The organism is Micromonospora sp. NPDC047465 (assembly GCF_040643125.1).
Taxonomy (GTDB): domain Bacteria; phylum Actinomycetota; class Actinomycetes; order Mycobacteriales; family Micromonosporaceae; genus Micromonospora.
In genome coordinates this window covers 77656-91809 of record NZ_JBEYTP010000030.1, presented here as the reverse complement: position 1 = coordinate 91809, position 14154 = coordinate 77656, and the positions used below count along the sequence as shown (strand labels likewise).

Annotated in this window: 15 protein-coding genes; 7 read left to right on the top strand and 8 right to left on the bottom strand. The window is 71.3% G+C overall.

Annotated features, from left to right (window positions below; translation table 11 throughout):
- The coding region (locus tag ABZ793_RS24550) for a hypothetical protein (protein WP_357461321.1) at nt 1-390 on the bottom strand (390 nt) is incomplete at its 3' end.
- Between the two features lie 155 nt (nt 391-545).
- Here ABZ793_RS24550 and ABZ793_RS24545 point away from each other — a divergent pair.
- On the top strand, nt 546-1607 hold the full coding sequence (locus ABZ793_RS24545; protein ID WP_357461319.1) for an NAD-dependent epimerase/dehydratase family protein: 1062 nt from the start codon (nt 546-548) through the stop codon (nt 1605-1607).
- 110 nt (nt 1608-1717) lie between these two features.
- On the opposite strand, the gene ABZ793_RS24540 is transcribed toward ABZ793_RS24545, so the two are convergent.
- Entirely contained in the window at nt 1718-3118 is a 1401-nt protein-coding gene (locus ABZ793_RS24540; protein ID WP_357461328.1) for a hypothetical protein, read from the bottom strand.
- Nucleotides 3119-3337: 219 nt separating this feature from the next.
- Here ABZ793_RS24540 and ABZ793_RS24535 point away from each other — a divergent pair, with 219 nt between their 5' ends.
- From ABZ793_RS24535 to ABZ793_RS24525, 3 genes are read left to right on the top strand one after another with little or no spacing between them, the layout of a single operon-like run.
- Complete coding sequence (locus tag ABZ793_RS24535) at nt 3338-4012, top strand: glycosyltransferase family 2 protein (RefSeq protein WP_357461316.1); 675 nt, start codon at nt 3338-3340, stop codon at nt 4010-4012.
- Complete coding sequence (locus ABZ793_RS24530) at nt 4009-4683, top strand: DUF2064 domain-containing protein (RefSeq protein WP_357461312.1); 675 nt, start codon at nt 4009-4011, stop codon at nt 4681-4683. Before ABZ793_RS24535 ends, ABZ793_RS24530 begins: the two co-directional genes overlap by 4 nt.
- Entirely contained in the window at nt 4680-5393 is a 714-nt protein-coding gene (locus tag ABZ793_RS24525) for a methyltransferase domain-containing protein (RefSeq protein ID WP_357461309.1), read from the top strand. Before ABZ793_RS24530 ends, ABZ793_RS24525 begins: the two co-directional genes overlap by 4 nt.
- A 128-nt stretch (nt 5394-5521) precedes the next feature.
- Here ABZ793_RS24525 and ABZ793_RS24520 read toward each other — a convergent pair whose 3' ends face one another.
- Both ABZ793_RS24520 and ABZ793_RS24515 read right to left on the bottom strand, forming a co-directional pair.
- Nucleotides 5522-7024, bottom strand: a complete 1503-nt coding sequence (locus tag ABZ793_RS24520; RefSeq protein ID WP_357461307.1) for an IMP dehydrogenase — start codon at nt 7022-7024, stop codon at nt 5522-5524.
- A gap of 222 nt (nt 7025-7246) precedes the next feature.
- On the bottom strand, nt 7247-7912 hold the full coding sequence (locus ABZ793_RS24515) for a maleylpyruvate isomerase family mycothiol-dependent enzyme (RefSeq protein WP_357461305.1): 666 nt from the start codon (nt 7910-7912) through the stop codon (nt 7247-7249).
- A gap of 171 nt (nt 7913-8083) precedes the next feature.
- Between ABZ793_RS24515 and ABZ793_RS24510 the strand changes: the two genes are divergently transcribed.
- On the top strand, nt 8084-9097 hold the full coding sequence (locus ABZ793_RS24510) for a sigma-70 family RNA polymerase sigma factor (RefSeq protein WP_357461303.1): 1014 nt from the start codon (nt 8084-8086) through the stop codon (nt 9095-9097).
- 400 nt (nt 9098-9497) lie between these two features.
- On the opposite strand, the gene ABZ793_RS24505 is transcribed toward ABZ793_RS24510, so the two are convergent.
- Complete coding sequence (locus tag ABZ793_RS24505; protein ID WP_357461301.1) at nt 9498-10166, bottom strand: TetR/AcrR family transcriptional regulator; 669 nt, start codon at nt 10164-10166, stop codon at nt 9498-9500.
- A 90-nt stretch (nt 10167-10256) separates the two neighbouring features.
- Here ABZ793_RS24505 and ABZ793_RS24500 point away from each other — a divergent pair, with 90 nt between their 5' ends.
- Nucleotides 10257-11456: an FAD-dependent oxidoreductase gene (locus ABZ793_RS24500; protein WP_357461299.1), complete on the top strand. Its 1200-nt coding sequence runs from the start codon at nt 10257-10259 to the stop codon at nt 11454-11456.
- A 138-nt stretch (nt 11457-11594) separates the two neighbouring features.
- Here ABZ793_RS24500 and ABZ793_RS24495 read toward each other — a convergent pair whose 3' ends face one another.
- Together ABZ793_RS24495 and ABZ793_RS24490 are read right to left on the bottom strand one after the other, a co-directional pair.
- A complete protein-coding gene (locus tag ABZ793_RS24495) occupies nt 11595-12182 on the bottom strand; it encodes a hypothetical protein (RefSeq protein WP_357461297.1) in 588 nt (195 codons plus the stop codon).
- A gap of 168 nt (nt 12183-12350) precedes the next feature.
- The gene (locus tag ABZ793_RS24490; RefSeq protein ID WP_357461294.1) at nt 12351-12803 is read right to left on the bottom strand and encodes a hypothetical protein; all 453 of its coding nucleotides are present in this window, start codon (nt 12801-12803) and stop codon (nt 12351-12353) included.
- Nucleotides 12804-12918: 115 nt separating this feature from the next.
- On the opposite strand from ABZ793_RS24490, the gene ABZ793_RS24485 reads away from it, so the two are divergent.
- A complete protein-coding gene (locus tag ABZ793_RS24485) occupies nt 12919-13095 on the top strand; it encodes a hypothetical protein (RefSeq protein ID WP_357461292.1) in 177 nt (58 codons plus the stop codon).
- On the opposite strand, the gene ABZ793_RS24480 is transcribed toward ABZ793_RS24485, so the two are convergent.
- A complete protein-coding gene (locus ABZ793_RS24480) occupies nt 13072-14040 on the bottom strand; it encodes a DUF3800 domain-containing protein (protein WP_357461289.1) in 969 nt (322 codons plus the stop codon). The genes ABZ793_RS24485 and ABZ793_RS24480 overlap by 24 nt on opposite strands.
- Nucleotides 14041-14154 lie beyond the last annotated feature (114 nt).

The following is a 14154-nucleotide window of genomic DNA, read 5'->3' as shown; positions in this document are numbered from 1 at the left end:
CAGGCGCATCCACAACGCCGGGGTGCCTCTTGTCGTGGGGATGCGCACGCGGTGGCCGTCGAGGGTGAACGTGCCGTAGTACCAGCGCACCGGCACCAACCCCCGCCGCCGACGCGGAAACCGTGCCGATGCGTCGCCTGCCTTGCGGCGTTTCGCCGCCGCAAACCACGCATCCGAGAACCGCCGTAACACCGACCGCGCGCCAGTCGAGTCCAACTCCGCGAACGCGCCCGGACTCGACGCCGACAACTCGCGACACAACTCCTGATAGCCCGCCAGCGGCGCATCCCGGCGGCGGCGCCGCCACGCGTTGACCTCCACCACGCAGGCCCACACATCGCCGGCCGAGCGCAGCAGCCCGAAACACCGTCGCCGCTGCGCGGGGGTCACCCGCAGCGCGACACGAGCGGTTCGATGCACCACGGGCGGCGCAGCAGGATCCCGACGACGAGGCACAAACCGAAGCCAACACCACGGGTACGACATTTTCAGAATCGACGGATTATCCGGTCAACGGTCAAAGACGAGGCACTAGCGTGACGGGAATGCGCGTACTCGTCACCGGCGCCGCCGGATTCATCGGATCGCAGGTCGCGGACCTGCTCGTCGCCGAGGGGCACCACGTGGTGTGCCTGGACGCGCTGCTGCCGCAGGCACACGGGGGCGCCCTTCCCGAATGGTCCCGCCGGCACGACCCGGTGGTCGGGGACGTCCGGGACCCGAGGCTGCTCGACGACCTGCTCAGCGGCGTCGACGCCGTTTGTCACCAGGCGGCGATGGTCGGACACGGGCTGGACCCGTCGGACGCCCCCGACTACGCCAGCCACAACGACTACGGCACGGCGGTGCTGCTCGCCGCGATGCACCGGGCCGGAGTGTCCCGCCTGGTGCTGGCCAGCTCGATGGTGGTGTACGGCGAGGGGCGCTACGAGTGCGCCCGGCACGGCGTCGTCCGGCCCGCCCCGCGGCGCCCGGCCGACCTGGCCGCCGGCCGGTACGACCCCACCTGCCCGGAGTGCACCGGCACCCTCACCCCGGCGCTCGTGCCCGAGGACGCCCCGCTGGAGCCGCACAGCACGTACGCGGCCAGCAAGCTGGCGCAGGAGCACCTGGCCGCCGCCTGGGGTCGGCAGACCGGGGGCGGGGTGTGGGCGCTGCGTTACCACAACGTCTACGGTCCCCGGATGCCCCGCGACACCCCGTACGCCGGGGTCGCGTCGATCTTCCGGTCGGCGCTGGCGGACGGCCGGCCGCCGCGCGTCTACGAGGACGGCCGGCAGCGGCGCGACTTCGTGCACGTCACCGACGTGGCGCGGGCGAACCTGCTGGCCCTGACCGCGCCGGCGCCGGACGGCCTGGTGCCGGTGAACGTCTGCTCCGGCGAGCCGCACACCGTCGGCGACCTGGCCGCCGCCCTGGCCTCGGCGATGGGTGGGCCGGCGCCGGTGGTGGTCGGCGGGGCCCGGGCCGCGGACGTGCGGCACGTCGTGGCCGACCCCGCTCGCGCACGCGAACTGCTCGGCTACACCGCCCGGGTCGGCTTCGTCGACGGGGTGACCGCCTTCGCTACCGATCCGCTGCGCGAGCCCGCCACCGTGGCGGTCTGACCACACCACCGCACCCGCCGCCCGCTGGCCCGCCCGGCGACTCCGCCGGCGGACCGCCCCGGCCCTCCCGGGTCGCGGCCCCACCCGCTCCCGACGAGGCCGGCGTTCGGTCAGGAGACGGTGAACAGCAGATGGTTCACGGCGAGGGCGGTCAGCGCCTGCCCCGCCAGCCACCAACGACGAGCCGGCGCGGGCAGGTGCGCGACGGCGACCAGCAGCCAGACCACGAACGGCAGCCAGATCCGCTCCACCTCGGCCTTACTCATCCCGGACAGGTCGGCGGCGGCCACCGCCAGCGCGGCGGCGGCCGGCAGCAGCACGGTCGGTCCGCGCCCCCGGACCCGCCACGCGAGCGCGACGAGCCGGTGGTGCCGCACGAGGCCGCGCACCGCCGAACCACCCGGTTCCGGGCCGCCGGCCACCGGGGCCGACGGACCACTTCCGACCCGTGTCACCGCCCCCCGGCCCGCCCGAGCCGCGAGCAGTGCGCGGCGCAGCGCCGGCCCGGCCACCGGTCCGGCGGCGAGCAGCAGCGCCGCCAGGTTCGCCCAGACCCAGTAGCCGTACGGGCGGTCGGCCGCCCAGCCCTGGTAGTAACGCTCCACCACCAGGTCGTACCCCCGCCACCACTGAAAGCCGGCGACGGTGAACACCACCACCACCGCGGCCACCCCGGCCGCACCGGCGAACATCGCGCCGCGCCGGCGCGCCGGCCGCAACGCCAGCACCGCGAGGGCCAGTGGCGCAACCAGCACGAAGCCGTACGACAGGTAGAGCGCGAAGCCGAGCAGCAGCCCGCCGGCCAGCGCGATCGCGGGCCCGCGTACCGCCAGCAGGGCCAAGCCGGCGGCGACCACACCGGTAAAGACACCGTCGGCGGAGGCGCCCACCCAGACCGCCCCCGGCAGCAGCACCAGGAACGGCAGCACCGCCCGAGCCGCCTCGCCTGCGCCCAGCGCCCGAAGCGTGACCGGCACGGACACCGCCACGGTCGCGCCGACCAGGACGCAGGCCAACGCCGCCGCCGTTCCGCCGCCCAGGCCGATCCGGTCCAGCCCGACGAAGAACAGCAGGGCTCCCGGCGGATGGCCGGCGGTGTGGGTGGACCACGAGTCCGGCTGGAAGTCGAGGATCCGGTCGGTGAAGCCGACCAGCATCCGCCCGACATCGGTGACCCGCGGCACCTCGTGCAGGTACTCCGCCTGCGGAGTGAGCCGCCGGGCGAGCCCGGCCGACCAGCCGTCCACCAGCGCCAGGGCGAGCGTCCAGGCCACCGCCGCCAGGTAGCCGGCGAACAGCAGCGGACCCCACCGGGCCGCTCGGGCCCACCGCAGCCCCGGCCCGAGCACGGCCACGGCGACCAGCAGCGCGACCGGGGTGCCCCAGCCCAGGTGCGGCCGCCACGTGGCGTAGAGCGGGGCGGCCTCGGCGTGCAGGCCCACACCCCGATGGTTCAGCACCGCGCCGATCACCACGGCCGTGGCCAGCAGCGCCGCCTCGACGCCCAGCACGACCAGGTCGCCGCCGTCGCGCGCCCGGACGCGGTCGGAAACGGGCGAGCGGGAAAGTGTGGCACCGGGTCTCATGTCGACCGGACGGTACGGCCTGCCCCGCCCCCTGTCAGCCGAATCGCCGCTACGTCACGGAACGGTAAGAAGTGCCTGTTCGGTAGGCGTTCCGTAGGGCCGAACGCGGAACGGGTGGCCCCGCGCGGACCTAACGTCGTGGGTATGCCGACACCGATCGACGTGGTGCTGCCGTGCCTGGACGAGGCCGCCGCGCTGCCCGCCGTGCTGACCGCGCTGCCGCCCGGATACCGGGCGATCGTGGTGGACAACGGGTCTCGAGACGCCTCGGCCGAGGTGGCCGCCCGGCACGGCGCCCGGGTGGTCCATGAGCGCCGTCGGGGGTACGGCGCGGCCGTGCACGCCGGGATCGAGGCCGCCGAGACCGAACTGGTGTGCGTCCTGGACGCCGACGGCTCATTCTCCCCTCGGGAGCTGCCCGCCCTGGTCGCCCCGGTCGCCGGGGGGAACGCCGACCTGGCCGTCGGCCGTCGCCGGCCGGTCCGTGTCGGGGTCTGGCCCTGGCACGCCCGGGCAGGAACGGCGCTGGTCGCCGCGCTGCTGCGGCACCGGGGGGTCCCGCTGCGCGACCTCAGCCCGATGCGGGTGGCCCGCCGGGAGGCGTTGCTCGGTCTCGGCGTCACCGACCGGGCCTTCGGCTACCCGCTGGAGTTGCTGATCCGGGCCGCCGCCGCGGGCTGGCGCATCCACGAACTCGACGTCGCGTACGCCCCGCGTGCCACGGGCACCCGCTCCAAGGTCTCCGGCTCGTTCCGGGGCACCCTGCGCGCCACCCGGGACTTCGCAGCCGTGCTGCGCACCGTGGAGCGCCCCCGGTGACCGTGCTGCTGGTGGTCGCCAAGGCCCCCGTGCCCGGCATGGTCAAGACCCGGCTCTGCCCACCGGCGACCCCGGTCCAGGCCGCCCAGCTGGCCGCCGCCGCGCTGCGCGACACCCTGGACGCCGTCCGGGACACTCCCGGGGTGACGCCGGTGCTGGCGTTGGCCGGGCGCCTCACCGACGCCGAGGACGCCGCCGAACTGGCCGCCGCCGTCGCCGGTTGGCCGGTCCTGCCGCAGCGGGGCGTGGATTTCGCGGCCCGACTCGCGAACGCCCACGTCGACGTCGCCGACGCTTTCCCCGGCCGTCGGGTGCTTCAGATCGGGATGGACACCCCGCAGCTGACCCCGGCGCAGCTGGCCGCCGCCGTACGCCGGCTGGCGGACGCCGAGGCGGTGCTGGGACGGGCCGCCGACGGCGGCTGGTGGGCGCTGGGGCTGCGCGACCCGCGGCAGGCGGTGGCGCTGCGCGGGGTGCCGATGTCCACTCCACGCACCGGAAGGTCGACGTGGTCCGCGCTGACCGGGCGAGGGCTGCGCACGATGCCGCTGCCGGTGCTGCGGGACGTGGACGACTGGTCGGACGCGTGGGCGGTGGCCGCGACGGCCCCGGGTGGCCGCTTCGCCCGCCAGGTCGCGGCGGTGCGCCGCGCCATGGTGGTGCGGGCGTGACCGGGGACGGTTTCGCCGCTGCCCTGCGCGACCGGGGCGACAACGCGCACTGGCTGGTGCCCGCCGACGGACTGCGCCGCCGCCTGCCGGTGCACCGGTGGCATGGGCCCGCCGGGACGGCGGAGGCGGCGGTGGTCACCCGCTGCACCGGTCCCACCCTCGACCTGGGTTGCGGCCCGGGCCGGGTGACCCTGGCACTGACCGTGGCCGGGCTGACCACCCTCGGGGTGGACGTGTCGGCCCGGGCGGTGGCGCTGACCCGGGCCCGGGGCGCGGTCGCCGTGCGGGCCGACCTGTTCGGCCCGTTGCCGGCGGAGGGACGCTGGGCACACGCGGTGCTGCTGGACGGGAACATCGGCATCGGGGGCGACCCGATCGCGCTGCTGCGCCGGTGCCGGGCGTTGCTGCGGCCGGCGGGGACAGTGCTGGTCGAGCTGGAGCCGCCCGGCTCCGGCACCTGGCAGGGGCAGGTCCACGTGGCATCCGGCCGGCACCGGGGCCCGGCCTTCCGCTGGGCGTGGCTCGACACGTGCGCGGTCGCGGGCACGGCGGCGGCGGCCGGGTTGGCGGTCGGCGAGGTGTTCCGCTCCGGCCGCCGCTGGTTCGCCGAGCTGACCCGCTCGGAGCGTCCGGGCCTGCGGGTGCGGCCCGCAGCTGCGCCGTGTGCTGCGCGTGCCAACCCCGTCAGTGCAGGGGCCGCCGACGACTGAGCCCGGGCCGCACCCCGGGCATTGGACCGGGCGCTATTGCGTTGACGGGACGGGGATGAAGCGCGGTGCCGTGCCTGGGAACGCGGATGTAGAGGTCAGGCCGCCTGTGCGGATGACGAAGCGGCCGTCTACTGTCCGCTGCCGCCTGAGCCGCTGCGCAACCGGACCTCGGCGCCATTCTGTTCGTAGCTCTGCTGCGACACCTGGACGAGCACCGCGTCGCGGTGAAAGTCCGGCAATGTGACGGCGCCGCAGCTGACCATGGTGGCGCGCAGTTTCGCGACCGTACGGGCAATGTTGGGGTAGAGGCTGCCGGCATACGGCACATAGCCGTCGACGCCTTCCTCGAACGGCAGCTCGGTCTCGCCCTGGTCGTAGCGGGCGACGTTCCGGGCCCGTTGGGAGCCCTCACCCCAGTATTCCTTGAACAGCTGCCCGTCGAGATTGACGAGGTTGGAGGGGCTTTCGTCGAATCGGGCGAAGTAACGCCCGAGCATGATGAAGTCGGCGCCAAGGGCGAGGGCGATCGCCATGTGGTAGTCGGCGAGGAGACCGCCGTCGCAGCAGATCGGCACGTAGATGCCGGTTTCCTCTGCGTAGCGGTCGCGTTCGGCAACCACGTCGATGAGTGCGGAAGCCTGCCCGCGGCCGATGCCTTTCTGGTCGCGGGTGATGCAGATCGACCCGCCGCCGATACCGACCTTGACGAAAGCGGCACCGGCATCGGCGAGATAGCGGAATCCGCGGCCGTCGACGACGTTCCCTGCGCCGACCGGGACAGCGCCGTTCAACTCACCAACGGCGTACTGCAACGTCTTCTGCTGCCAGACCGAGTGGCCGTCGGAGGAGTCGATGCACAGCACGTCCGCGCCGGCCTCGACGAGGGCGGGGATCCGGTCGCGGTAGTCGCGGGTGTTGATCCCGGCGCCGACCCGGAACCGCTTGTCGCCGTCGATGGACTCGTTGCGGAACTGTTTGTGCAGCTCGTAGTCGCGGCGCAGCACAATCGAGGCGAGGCGACCGTCGGCGGTGACGATCGGCAGCAGGTCGAGGCGGTGGTCCCAGATGAGGGTGTTCGCGTCGGACAGCGAGATCGTCGGTGGCGCGGTGACCAGACCGTCGGCCGGGCGCATCCGGGACTCGACCGTGTCGTTGAGGTCGTGACGCTGGGGATGGAAGTCGGCGGTGGAGATCAGGCCGATGAAGAGGCCACTCGAGGTGCCGTCGTCGGTGACGACCGCGACGTCCCGTTCGGCGGCCTTGAGCAGGCGGCTGACCTCGCCGAGCGTCGCGGATGGCTTCGTGTTGATGTCGGAGTGCCGGAAGCCCGCCTTGTGGCGCTTGACCGCGCTGACCGACTCGGCCTGCGCCTCGACGGTCTGGTTCTGGTGGATGAAGCTCAGCCCGCCGGTCTGCGCGAGCGCGATGGCGAGGCGGGGCGAGGAGACCGCTTGCATGATCGCGCTGACGAGCGGTACGGCGATGCGCAGCGGCGAGGACCCGCCGACCGGGTGCCGCACGATGGGCGTGGAGAGGTCGACGTTGTCCGGGGTGCAGTCCTCGGTGGTGAGGTTCGGCACGAGCAGGTACTCGTTGAGGGTGCGGGAAACCTCGGGGAGGATCACGACCACGCGTTGCTCCTAAACACTCCGCCGCGGCGGGCTGGCTGGAATGCCGACACACGCTACCAGCGCCGCAGCAGCCACTGCGGTCGGTCCCACGGCCGGGCAGGTCGGCGCCGCAGGTGAGGCCGGCCTCCCGGGACACAACCCGCCTCTCGGGGCTTCGCCGATGAGCGGTCGGGTGCGCAATGGCCGTGGGGCCCTTCAGGGGTTGCCGCGTACGGATGTCGATCAGACAGGGGTGCAGCGGTCGCGCAGGTTTGCGACACCGTCGCCTTCGAGTTCGTCGCAGTACGCGGTACGCCCGGTCATTGCCATGGTCAGTGCCAGGGTGGTGCCGGACACGAGTGGCCCGGAGCCGGTGGTGAAGGGGCCGTCGTTCGCGACGAGTCGCAGGCCGCGGATGCGGCCTTTGGCCAGGACCACCTGGTCGGAGCCCTGGTAGTACCGGGCGATCTGCGTGATGGTCTCGATCGGGTAGGGCCGGCGGATGTCCAGGGGGCGCCGGATGTCCTCCCCGTGCACGATCGTTTCGCCGAGCATCGCCATGGTCGGCAGCGGCGGTTTGGTCCGGCTCATGACGATGCCGCGGAATCGTTCCAGTGTCTCGGCGGCAGTTGCGCCCAGCTGCTCGTTCAGCCGCATGGTCACCTGCTTGTCGAAGTCGAATCTGCAACGGATGACCCCCGCCAGCCATCGCCAGGAGTTCAGGCTTGCCCCTGCGGTGAGGTGAGCGAGCACCCCGCGCACCGTCAACCCGGTGCACAACGACGGCGTCGCGAACTGCTGATGAGTCAGGCCCGCGAGGTCGGCCGCCAGTGCCGCGCGCTCTGCGTGGATCCGAGACCAGGTGTCGCTTCCACGATCGATGCGGGTTCTTGCTTCCTTCTCGGTCATGTCGAGGTCTCCTGTCGTGGTCGAGTGTCGGTTCGTCAGGGCGAGATAGCGCCGGTCCAGCGGTAACTGGCTGCGGCGGTGAGGGTCTGCCGGAGTGGAGACCGCCGCTGCGGGGCAGAATCGTCGCTCGTGAGCAGAGATTCTTCTGGGTTGGCTGGAGACTCGGCTGCGGTGCGCGACGAGAATGTTGATCTTGGCCGGGCGCGCGAGGGTGACGACGAGGCCTTCACCCGCTTGGTCCAGCCGCTGCGCCGGGAGTTGCACGCCCACTGCTACCGCATGCTCGGCTCAACCCATGATGCCGATGATGCGGTGCAGGAAACCCTGCTGCGGGCCTGGCGAGGACTCGCGCGATTCGAGGAACGCAGCTCTCTGCGCTCGTGGCTCTACACCATCGCAACCCGGGTCTGTCTGAATCACGTGGAGTCCCGTGGCAGGCGACCGCTACCCGTCGACCTCGGTCCCTCCAGTGACCGTGCGGTGCTCGATGATCGGCCGCTGACGGAGTTCGCCTGGCTGGGCCCCTACCCGGACGCCGGCCTCGGCGACGGCCGATCAGTTCCCAGCGCAAGGTATGAACAGCGTGAAGCCGTCGAACTTGCCTTCGCCGCCGCGTTGCAACATCTACCGGGCAACCAGCGGGCGGCGCTGCTGCTCTTCGACGTCCTCGGCTTCTCTGCGGCCGAGATAGCCAACACGATGAACACCTCGACCACCTCGGTGAACTCCGCCCTCGCCCGTGCCCGTCGGATGATCGCGGAGAAGGTCCCACCGCAGTCCCAGCAACAGACCCTACGGAAGATCGACGACGCTCGCGTACGGCAGATCGTCGCCGGATTCTCCACCGCGTTCGAACGCGGTGACGCCGATGCGCTCGTTGCCTTGCTCACCAGCGACGTCACGTGGTCGATGCCCCCGATGGCGCACTGGTATCGCGGGATCGAGGCGGTCACCGACTTCGCCGTCCAGGTCCCGCTGACCGGTTGCGGGAGTTGGCGGTGTCGTCCGACGACTGCGAACGGTCAGCCTGCCGTCGGGTTCTATCTCGGCAACGACCAGACGGGCCCGCACCTTGGTTGGTCGATCACCGTGTTGACCTTGAGGGACGAGCGCATCGCGGAGATCACGTCGTTCCTCGGCGCGGAACACTTCCCGGCTTTCGCCCTGCCGACGTCACTACGGTGATCCGGACGGCGGCCCAACGTACTTTGACCGACCGCACGCTCATGGCACCAAGGTGGGGTGGCTACTCGCGCAACCGGCGCGTACATCAGCCCGGCGTGGGAGCGGAATTGGAGTACGCCCATGGCCTGGGGTAGCAGGATCGGCGGATCGCTTCTCGCATCACGAGGACCAGGTATCGCTCCACGAGTGATTGCCGCATCGATCGCCCGCCGCGTCTCCGGTGGAAGCGACCCCAGGTGGCCTTGGCAGCACAGAGGTAGGCAAGCCCTATCCCAACCGGTGCCGGCGGTACTGCGGCTGGAGCTGGCCGAACGCGAGTCCGCCGGCCACGACCCCGGCTCCCACGGCACCGTCATAACCGGGGCTCTTGCGTCGCGGTTCGACGTGCATATCGAGGTCATCACCGACTGGGACCGCGCTGCCGACCCGGACGGCCGGCGGGCGGCACTGCACTCGCGCCCATGGCGGGACGAGGTTCTCGCGCCGGACTGAAGACGCCGGCGCGGAGGGCTGCGGCGGCCGCGGCGGCGGCACGTCGGGCGAACTCCTCGTCGATGGGTTCGTCGATGACGAGCAGCCGCAGGAAGAAGGGCGCGCCCAGGACCTCGATCGCGGCCCGGGCATCGGTGCCCTCAGCCAGTTCGCCGCGGGCGACGGCGTGGTCGACGACGGCCTCGGCCAGGCCGAACCGTTCGGCGAAGAAGCCGCGGACGATCTGCGCGGCGCGCGGGTTGCGGGGCGCGGCCGCGGCCAGGGCCGTGATCAGCTCGCCGGGTCCGCCGGTCATGCCGCGCCGGATCAGCAACGCCAGTTCCTCGAGGTCGGTGCCGAGGTCGCCGGTGTCCGGGATCGGGACGACCTCACTGGCGTACTCGCTGAGCAGGTCGCCGAGGACGCCTTCCAGGTCGGTCCACCGGCGGTAGACCGACGTCTTGTTGACGCCGGCCGCCTGGGCAATCCGTTCGACGGTCAGCTCGGCGTACCCGTCAGCGAGGAGGCCACGGGCGGCCGTGAGGACCGCGGCCCGGACACGGGCGCTGCGCCCGCCCGGTCGCTGACCGGCAGACATCGGACACCTCCTTTAACGCACCGACTGTTGCGTTACACCATCCCATTCGGCAGACTCAAAGGCAACACGAGTTGCGATTGGAGGTTACCCATGAAGGCCAGTGTCTGCGTCGTCGGTGGCGGGCCCGCGGGGCTCGTCCTGGGGCTGCTGCTCGCCCGGCAGGGTGTGGAGGTCACCGTGCTGGAGAAGCACGCCGACTTCCTCCGGGACTTCCGCGGCGACACGGTGCATCCCTCCACACTGAACATGCTCGACGAGATCGGGCTCGGCGAACGAATGGCGGTGCTGCCCGGGCGCAAGGCCGGCGCGTTGCGCGTCACCTTCGACGACGGCACCTACACCGTCGCGGACTTCACGCGCCTGCCGACGCCACACAACTACCTGTACTTCGTTCCCCAGTGGGACTTCCTGGAGATGCTCGCAACCGAGGCGGCGAGGTTCCCCACCTTCACGCTGCTTCGTTCCACCACCGTGACGAGCCTGCTCCGCGACCCGTCCGGCACCGTCACCGGCGTGCGCGCCATGAGCCCGGAGGGCGAACTGGAGATCGAGGCGTCGCTCACTGTCGCCTGCGACGGCCGTGATTCGGTGGTACGCCGGGAGCTCGGCCTGCGGCCCGTCGACTACGGCGCGCCCATGGACGTGCTGTGGTTCCGGATCTCGCGCCGCGCAGACGACGGCGAGGGCCTGGCGATGCGGGTCGGCGCCGGCGGGCTGATGCTCGCCATCGACCGCGGCGACTACTACCAGTGCGCGTACGTCATCGCCAAGGGCGGCTACGACGAGATCCGCGCAGCCGGGCTGGAGGCGCTGCGGCAGCAGGTGATCCGGCGGCACCCCGTCCTCGCAGACCGAGTCGGTGAACTCGCCACCTGGGACGACGTCAAACTACTGACGGTGAAGGTCAACCGGCTGCAACGCTGGCACGTGCCCGGCGCGCTGCTCATCGGCGACGCGGCACACGCCATGTCCCCGATCGGCGGCGTCGGCATCAACCTGGCGGTGCAGGACGCCGCGGCCACCGCCCGGATGCTGGGCCCGAACCTCGCCGCCGGGCAGCCGGTCACCGAAGCCGACCTCGCCGCGGTGCAGAAGCGCCGGCACCTCCCGACGGTGCTGACGCAGAACCTCCAGCGCGCCGCGCAGCGGCGCGTCGTCGACCCGCTGCTGCACGCCAGCGGCCGGATCGACGCCCCGGCACCGATACGCCTGGCGACGCGGTTCCCGGCACTGCAAGCCCTCCCCGCCCGGCTGGTCGGCATCGGCGTACGCCCCGAACACGTGCGTTGACCCACCGTTCCGACAGACGGATGGAGACGTGATCCGCAGGGACGGACTCTCGAGGCAAAGGTCGGCTGGCGTGGTGGTCGTCGGGCGTGTCAGTGGTTCGGGGCGGTCGATACGCTCACAGCCAAGGGCTCTGCAGGCTCAGCCCGCCGATACCTGCCGAAGCGAACGCCGCAGCGGCAGCAGTGCCACCAGCATCAACAGCCCGGCCAACGGCATCAGATCCAAGTTCACCGGCGGCAGCAGCACCCCGACGAGCATGACCACCGGACTCCACCACGGCAGCCGGCCCGCCCTGGCGGCCAGCACGGCGACCAGCACGATCCCGACGAAGAAGAACAGTGGCCCGACGTCGTAGATCGCGGGTCGCACGCCGGGTAGGCCGGAGAAGTCGTGCTGCAGGCTCCGCAGCTCTTCCTTGTCGGCAGCCATGAATGCCTGCACGATGTCTGCTCCGAACTGGACCACGGATGCCGCCAGACCGAGCAGAGTCGCGCCGACCACCACTTCGCGGACCGCCCCGGCGGGCAGTAGCGTCCGCAGCCCCAGGACCAGCAACACGAACAGGAGGAAGCCGGCCAAGCCGAGGAAGTGGGCGAGTTGCCAGTCGAAACCCGGCCCGTACATGTTGTCGAGTCTGCCGATGATACGGGCCACGCCGTAGCCGCCCATCGCGAGCGGCCCGGCGATCAGAGCGAACTTCGCTGCCTTCATCATGCTGAAGATCATGGTCGCGCACCGGATCATGGTGCCTCCGGCGGAACCCCCGCCCGCGACCCTGAGAACCCCCGCAGAAGTCGACCCTGACCATCTACAGGCGGCCGAGCAAGGCAAGGTGGCGAGCCCAGCAGTACGAACCACGAGCTCGCCGAATCGTGTGCACCCGCCGAACGGACCTCAGGTGTCGTACTCGCCGCTGTCCCATGGCTCAGTAAAGGCCATGTAGTCGCCGGGCTCGACGGTGACCCACCACGTGTCGTCGTCGTCCTCCGGCTCCCGGGGAATCAGGCCGAAGGTTGTACCGAACCGAGCAATCGCGAAGGGCTCGACCTCGATACGGGTGAACGTAAGCTCTCCAAGCTCCTTCAGCCGAGCGTCACATGCCGCCCGCCGCGCCATACGGTCCATCCGGGCTCTGGGGCCGAAGGCGTCGATCCTGGCCTCCAGGAACCGGCCCTCGGAGTCGAAGAGGTACAGAGCGACAAACTCCTGACCGTCGTCGTCGCCTCGGATGGCTGGTTCGAAGGGAGTGGTGAGGAAGAACTGCCTGCCGTCAGCGGTGCGCCCCACATACTCGGCATGATAGTCGTCATGATCGATGGCTAGACAACGCGGCGGTCCGGCCCTCATCCAGCTCGTCCTCTCCTCGCGCCGACGGCGGGAGCCGTCACGATCGCTACGCCAGCATCATGCCGTCCGGGTACGACAGGATCGTGTCCCAGCGATCTCACCACCGTGCACTGACATGCCGCTTCGAGCGCGTCGACTGGCGACCGACCTGGCTACAGACGCGCTGATCGCCATCCGGGTCGCGCATGACGACCGGCTCGTCGCCAAGCCGGACGTGTGCCACGACGTCCTCCGGGCCGCTGATCTCGACGTGCCACTCGTCGTCGTGTCATCCTTCGGGATCGTGCAGTGAGGTCGGGGAGAGCAGCGGCTGAAGTAGAGCGGGGTTGATGATCGCCGGCAACCGCCGGGCCACCCCAGCGAGGAGGTCGGCGACCTGGACCCGCGGATCGTCGCGGGAGTCGACCATCACCAGCCCAGCCAGGGGCGATACGCCGGCCGGCAACGCCCCAGCTCTCTCGGCGTCTGCCGCCGATGGTCCGCCGCCATTGGCCAGCACCTGCCGGAGGCGGGTCAACCGGTCGGCCGTGAGGGCGCTCTGCTCGTCGTGGATCACCAGCACCTGCCGCTGTCCGCCGCTCCAGGACAAGACCGTTTCCGCCAGCGCCGGCAACATCGGCTCCAGCGGTGGCGGGATCGACCGGTCGTCGTTATCGAGCCTGGTCAGTACAGACCACACGCGGGTCGGACTGAGCCCGTTGAGGACAGCATCGGCCGGTGTGCCGAGCCCGTGTCGTACCAGCGCATCCCGGGCCTGGAAGAACCGCTCCACGGTCCGGCGATCCGGCCGCCGCCGTTTGATCCGGACCAGGTCGACGAAGGCTGCCAGGAAGACACCCCAGTCGCTTCCGCCTGAGCGCCTGGCCCGGTACAGGGCGAGAGCGGCCGGACGGTGATCCTGCGTCAGGCGGGTACCGGCCGCGTACGACGGCTCGGTGAGCAGCAGGTCGACGATCCGGGTTACGAGGAAGAACTCCTTGTCGACCAGATGGACGTGCGCGCGGCCCTTCAGCGCCGCCAGGAACCACTCCAGCGCTTCACCCGCGCCTGGGCCGCGAAGGAACTGCCCGGACTTGAACTCGTGCGGCGAGAACCGGAACCCGGACCGCAGCGCTGTGATCAGCCCGATGGCCTCGTCCGCGCCCAGGTCGACACTCGCGTGCGTGATCACCGGGGTGGTCGAATGGAGCAGGTTGGTGCCCGAGAATCCGGACTCGTCACAGGCGATCTCCACCACGGAGCCAACCACCGCATCCACCGGCGGTAGCCCGCCCTGAAACGGCGATCTCACCACCGATCCCCCACCATGCCGACCATGGTCACCCGTGCGCCCTCGTCGAACAATCCAATT